Annotated in this window: 5 protein-coding genes and 2 pseudogenes; 2 read left to right on the plus strand and 5 right to left on the minus strand. The window is 34.4% G+C overall.

What is annotated here, in order from left to right; all coding sequences use genetic code 11:
* Window positions 1-157: 157 nt before the first annotated feature.
* From I6F65_RS20770 to I6F65_RS20785, 4 genes and pseudogenes are all read right to left on the minus strand, one after another.
* Window positions 158-442 (minus strand): hypothetical protein, encoded by a 285-nt coding sequence (locus I6F65_RS20770; protein WP_197114716.1) that lies wholly within the window; start codon window positions 440-442, stop codon window positions 158-160.
* A gap of 196 nt (window positions 443-638) precedes the next feature.
* Window positions 639-1,598: a hypothetical protein gene (locus I6F65_RS20775; protein WP_197114718.1), complete on the minus strand. Its 960-nt coding sequence runs from the start codon at window positions 1,596-1,598 to the stop codon at window positions 639-641.
* Window positions 1,599-1,661: 63 nt separating this feature from the next.
* A pseudogene (locus tag I6F65_RS20780) lies at window positions 1,662-2,005 on the minus strand (hemolysin III family protein); the annotation flags it as partial.
* A 186-nt stretch (window positions 2,006-2,191) separates the two neighbouring features.
* Entirely contained in the window at window positions 2,192-2,380 is a 189-nt protein-coding gene (locus I6F65_RS20785; RefSeq protein ID WP_197114720.1) for a hypothetical protein, read from the minus strand.
* An 897-nt stretch (window positions 2,381-3,277) separates the two neighbouring features.
* Here I6F65_RS20785 and I6F65_RS20790 point away from each other — a divergent pair.
* A complete protein-coding gene (locus I6F65_RS20790) occupies window positions 3,278-3,727 on the plus strand; it encodes a hypothetical protein (protein WP_197114722.1) in 450 nt (149 codons plus the stop codon).
* 311 nt (window positions 3,728-4,038) lie between these two features.
* Here I6F65_RS20790 and I6F65_RS20795 read toward each other — a convergent pair whose 3' ends face one another.
* Window positions 4,039-4,461 (minus strand): hypothetical protein, encoded by a 423-nt coding sequence (locus I6F65_RS20795; RefSeq protein ID WP_197114724.1) that lies wholly within the window; start codon window positions 4,459-4,461, stop codon window positions 4,039-4,041.
* A 597-nt stretch (window positions 4,462-5,058) separates the two neighbouring features.
* On the opposite strand from I6F65_RS20795, the pseudogene I6F65_RS20800 reads away from it, so the two are divergent.
* Window positions 5,059-5,531 (plus strand): annotated as a pseudogene (locus I6F65_RS20800) (hypothetical protein); the annotation flags it as partial.

A 5,531-nucleotide genomic window follows, 5' to 3' on the forward strand; every position in this document is an offset into this window, starting at 1 on the left:
CTCATTTGTAAATTGTTTAGATGTTCAACTTCTAAATCTATATCGTCGATATATAATGGATATAAATCCCTTATTAACGGAACTGCCTTAGATATAATGAGAGACAGACCATCACGTAACGCTTCATCATTTATTTTTCTCTCATCATCATTAAGTTCTAAGAAGTCTTTTTTCGAGCTTTTAATATTTCGTAAATTAAAAAAGTAACTGCAATAACTTTCCACTCTGCCTTTTGCATGTAGTCATCATAGTTCATGTACTTGTTGAATTTTTTATCATCTGTGTTATTTGTATAGTTAAGATAAACCGAATAATGGGTACGCTCTAAGTTGTCTTTTTCATTTTTATCCGCTTTATAATTATCGCCATTTGTTTTTATTTGAGGCACTGATTTTATCAGCTTATTAACTGCCAAATGTAAAGATGCAATTAGTTCATTCATAAAAATTCCTTAAGTAAAATTTTGAGCTCAGTAATATAGCTTTTAAGTAAAACGTGTAGCCTCACAAGGGGCTTTAATGGACTATATAACTGATTGAGAAGCTTAAACATAGCTCACTTCTTTGGTGTCGATATTATGTGTTTATTATGTATGTGGCGTACAACTATTGGCTGAGAACCAAAATGGACTCCTTTGTTTAAAGTTCGCTCTTTAAATATGCAGACTCGTCTATATAATCAATTACCAATTCAAAATATTGAAGAGCTGAACCACCTAAAGCTCCATCTATTTTTTTATCCATCATTGAAGACATGAATTTGTGGAAGTTATTATCTGCCCTCCGTGTAAACCAAACAGGCCCTGTAATTTGCTCGGCAATCATAACCTTAGGGACCTTTATCATTGATTCTCTAGTATTAGACTCCGCCTTTTCAATAACAGGCCAACTTGGGTTTTGAGTTTTCCAATTATCAAAAATACTAGCTGAAATAAAAGAAGTACCTACTACCTTTGATGTACCTTGCATATGCTTTGCCGCTGCATCCGTTAATGTTGATGTTGCACCAGTATCTAAAAGCATTTGGTATTCTATCCCTTGAACTTCTATTTCGATTCTAGGAAATGCTGTAGTGTATTTTTGTTGCGAGTCTTTTTGAAAACCTAGTTTTATCTTTTTGAATTTGTATAAGTTTATTTCATCTAAAGATTGCAGGATGGACATAGATTTATTTAGATAGTCAATTTTAATAATTTTTTCTGCGTGCCATCGGGCACCTAAAAAACCATCGAAGTCTTCCTCGACTGATAGTTCATCCTTAGGGACTATAAATAAATAGCCCTCCATAAAGTTTTGCAAACCACCAATAGGAATTACTGAGCCAGCTTGAAAGTCCGGCATACTTGACAGTGTATGCACATTACCTTCGTCTTCTTTTTTAATAGAAGGCCATTTATATTGTTGATGAAGTTCTTTCGATATAGCATTCCAACCGCCACCTGTATCTGTAAAGAACTTTAGCTTTTGACCATCTTTCAGTTCTGGAGTAAGAAAGATGCGGTTATTATCAAATTTAGTGGGCAGCTGTTGTTCAGCTAAAAGTTGAAATGGAACTAAAGCTAAAATAAAAAAAAGAGGTGTTAGATTTAAATTATACATTGATCATCCATGATTTTTTAAAATTACAAATCAAACTAGGCTACTTTAAATGGCTATACCAGTTTAATAAACGTAATTACTAATTGAAATATAATGGCAAACACACCCAGCTATAACAAATAAATGCCAAATTGCGTGGCTAAATTGCGTATTTTTAGCCCTGTAAAAAAAGGTGCCTAAGCTGTAAAATACACCACCGGCAAGTAACCAATAAAGTGCTTTTACATCAACTATTGAATAAAGCGGATATACAATAGCAAGTGCAAATCAACCCATTAGTAAGTTGCGAGTGATATTTTTTTATTACCATTTTTTATAAGTACTTTATAGGCAACGCCTGCAAGCGCCACAGTCCAAATAAAGGTAAGCGTTGCCCATGACCAAGTACCGCTTAACGAAATTAATAAAGACCTAAGGGGTCAAATCTTTAATAAAGACCTAAGACCTAAGGGGTCAAATCTTGACTTCATACATCATAATTTTTGACAGTCCGCTCATCGCTCAAAGCGGAATATCGACAATGTGCCAGTGGCGAAAAATCGTAAGGCCTATGTCTTTATTCGATTACTTATTATATTTCAATTACACTAAGCTTAAGAATTATTTTGCAAGAGAATACTATAAGACTTAACAACACCGAGCCAATTACTATTGGGTGTAATAGAAATAACTATCCAACCTTCATTTTTTAGCTCAAAGATACGATCGTTAAGTTTTGAAACATCAACTTCTGGATACCAAAACCGTTTATGCTTTTTAAACTCTAAGACTAACTGCTCCAATTTTTCATCCTTACATAAAAATCTACATAATAATTTCGCGGCACATAATAATTTAATAGTGCACTCATCGTGCATATTTCTACCGACTTAATGCTCATTTATCTGCTTTATATAGTTTTAACAAATTACCTAAAGCATTACTATCACTAAATTTTTAGGTAAAGTTAAATGAACCAATATGCGCGCAGCACTCATTTTCATGAATATATGCGCTAACGACACACTTTAACGAATCAATTCACGACGATATTTGGCCAATCTCAATGTCCGCTTATCGCTCTTTGCTGAAGTTTGACTGAATACCGCAAGCGGTAAAAAAAGTAGCTAAAGGTAAGAGGCGATCCTAAGACCTTTTTTTAGAATAAACTAGGGTCTGTTGATCTTTCAAGGTTAAATTTGCAGCAGTCTGTTTGGTATTTAGGCAAGGCAGAGCCTATACAGTGTGGTTATTCCCCATAAATAGGCGATAACGTAGCATTAATGCCAAACAGGCGCTGCCCAAAGGGTTCTTCCTAGGGGCTATTTACTCTTTGTTGCTCGGTTTTGACTTAGCCCACTAGGTTACAAATCTCGCGCCGCGATTAAATAGCCCCTAGTTTGAACAAGTTTTAATCCGCAAAGATCAACAGACCCTAGACATCCATCCTAAATTTGCACTTCCAATTAGAATCTAGGCACAGTTATATTTTTTTAATTAGAGTGGCTGTCTAGTTAAGTTGTCGCTGATAAAAAAGGTAATGTTAAAATAAGAAATTAAGACGCACATCACGTAATTGAAAATAAGTTTGGTGGTAAGGCTGAGTGGTGGAATATAACTCCAGTAATGAGAGGCGCAGAACATCAAGGTGGAATTCACAGAGCAGGTGGACCTGCAGAAAAATTATTTGGAAGGTAATTATGTTAAATAAAACAAAGATTAATAAGTCTATTAAAAATATTACTTCTAACGAGTATTATGAAGGTGATTTTGGGGATTGTATTGATGAAATAGATTTACTTTTAGATAATATCGATGAAAGTTTGTGGGAGGGGGTTCCAAAAAGTTATATCGAATTTATTGCAGAATTTGGTTTTGGTGATTTAGATTCGACATTTTATTTAGACGATGGACCCGTATCATATATCACTATTTTTAAAAGAGATATTGAGCAATATATAGGCATGTATATATTTGCGAGCAATTCTAGTGATATTTTATATGCATTTGATTCACTAAATAACTGGATAGTTGTTGAATTAAGCTCCGAAGCGTTAGATGTTACGAAAGTAGCAGATTCTTTTGAGCAATTTATTGTAGATAAATTAGAGTATATTGAAGAATTGGCTGAATTGAGACTAGAAGATTAGTCAAAAAATTTGAGGTGTTGGAAAATTAAAAATATCAAGGGGCAGCTAACTTGATTTGATGATATTTCACGGTTACTTGAAAAACTCGAGGGGAGAAAGTGTTTTACTCCCTTGTTGCTTAAGAACCTTATTTAATAAAAAGAACTAAGGGGTCACCCATTAACTAAGGGGTCAAATCCTGTAAAGTCGCGAGGGTCAAATCTTGACTTCATACATCATAATTCCTCATACTCTTAGCCGAACTCACAGCCAGAAGTGGTCATTCAAAAGTAGAGTGGCAAAAGGCAAGACGTGCCCCCAGTTTACTGCTTTTAGGTTACCCCTGACTTTGTACCCAAATGGCAAGACCAAGTATCTGAACCATGATGCAAAGCTGGTACAAACTTGCAAAATGCACCAACCGTTTTTTGCTGTGAATTCTTATATATTAATTTCGTTGCTGTTTCGCCTTCAAATTCAACGATAACTTTTTCATCTACATTAATAAAGAGCGGTAGGGGTATACCAAGTCCAATAAAAAACCCATTAATGCTTTCGTCTTTAGCTTTGTAGTACCAAACTTCTTTTTTTTGTCCAGACTTTATTTTGATAGGTTCACCAAATTGCTTTTTTACTTCTGATTTAGTTAAAGAAACACTTTCCTCTTTATCATGAGAGTACACAACACCTGCACCGATGCATCCTGAGATAGATATTACAAAAATAATAGTTAAAAAAAATCGTAAAATAGCCACTTATCAATCCTTTATTAGCTAAAAAGTACCATTATTAAATGGTGGTTAATTGAATATGGCATATATTCAACTTGAGTAGTACGTTTTAATTTTGAAAGGTTGTCGATAATTGGTGTTAGTTGTTGGTTTCGATCGCTCCTAATCTATAAGAATATCATTTTCTATAAATGATAGAATTTCAAAACTAAATGATGTCAGTTCTTACATTTTGCATGTTGTTACAAGTTTTATTAACGCCCGTACTTTGCCGAAGTTCGAGTGAGCGTCACACGTGTTCGACCCTATAAAAAATCAGAAAAACAAGGCGCGCCAAAACGACCTTTGCTTTTTATGTCATTTTATAAAGTCTAAATTATAAATATTTCCCTACGATTGGTGGGGCAATCTATTGATTTTCATCAATATATCAATTGTTATTGGTTGGTTTTACTTTTATGTCATTAATAATTTGAGTGGCAGTTTGGTTTATTTTGTTGTTAATTTATATTTCCATAAAATTGTAATATTTCCCCTGTACCTTATTTACTTTATTTCTATTTGGCTGCTGTGAAGCTAAGTTGCCATAAAATTATAATTAAATAATAGGTAAATACCCTAATGAAGGCTTTAAGCAAAACCGCTTTAATAGTTGTTATTTCAAATGCTCTTTTTGCGTGTGGTTCTGATAATTTAGATACAACGGAAAGTACTGAGCAGGTTGTAAATGAAAGTACGGAAAGTTTGCAAAGTACAACGGTGACGCAAGGAGCTAATAAACTTGCAGAAAATAATAGCGATAATGTTTGGCGCTTTGCTGTTATACCCGATACTCAAGGCCGAGATGATGATGATTATAAACAAACAATTACACACACCTACGATGGTATAACGTTATCTGTCGATATTGGATATGACGTTAATAATGATGACATTTTTGATGGTGAAGGTTGGAAGATTGACGTGTCTGACCCTTATAACGCTATTTTTGTTGATGAAAATGGGGATCCGCTGGTAGCGGGTGACTTGCCTGTTGAAATCGCTAGTAGCGAACGTGCTGATACGCCTTATGATTTTAAGCATCTTCCCGCTTT

The organism is Pseudoalteromonas sp. SWXJZ94C, assembly GCF_015864385.1.
Lineage (GTDB): Bacteria > Pseudomonadota > Gammaproteobacteria > Enterobacterales > Alteromonadaceae > Pseudoalteromonas.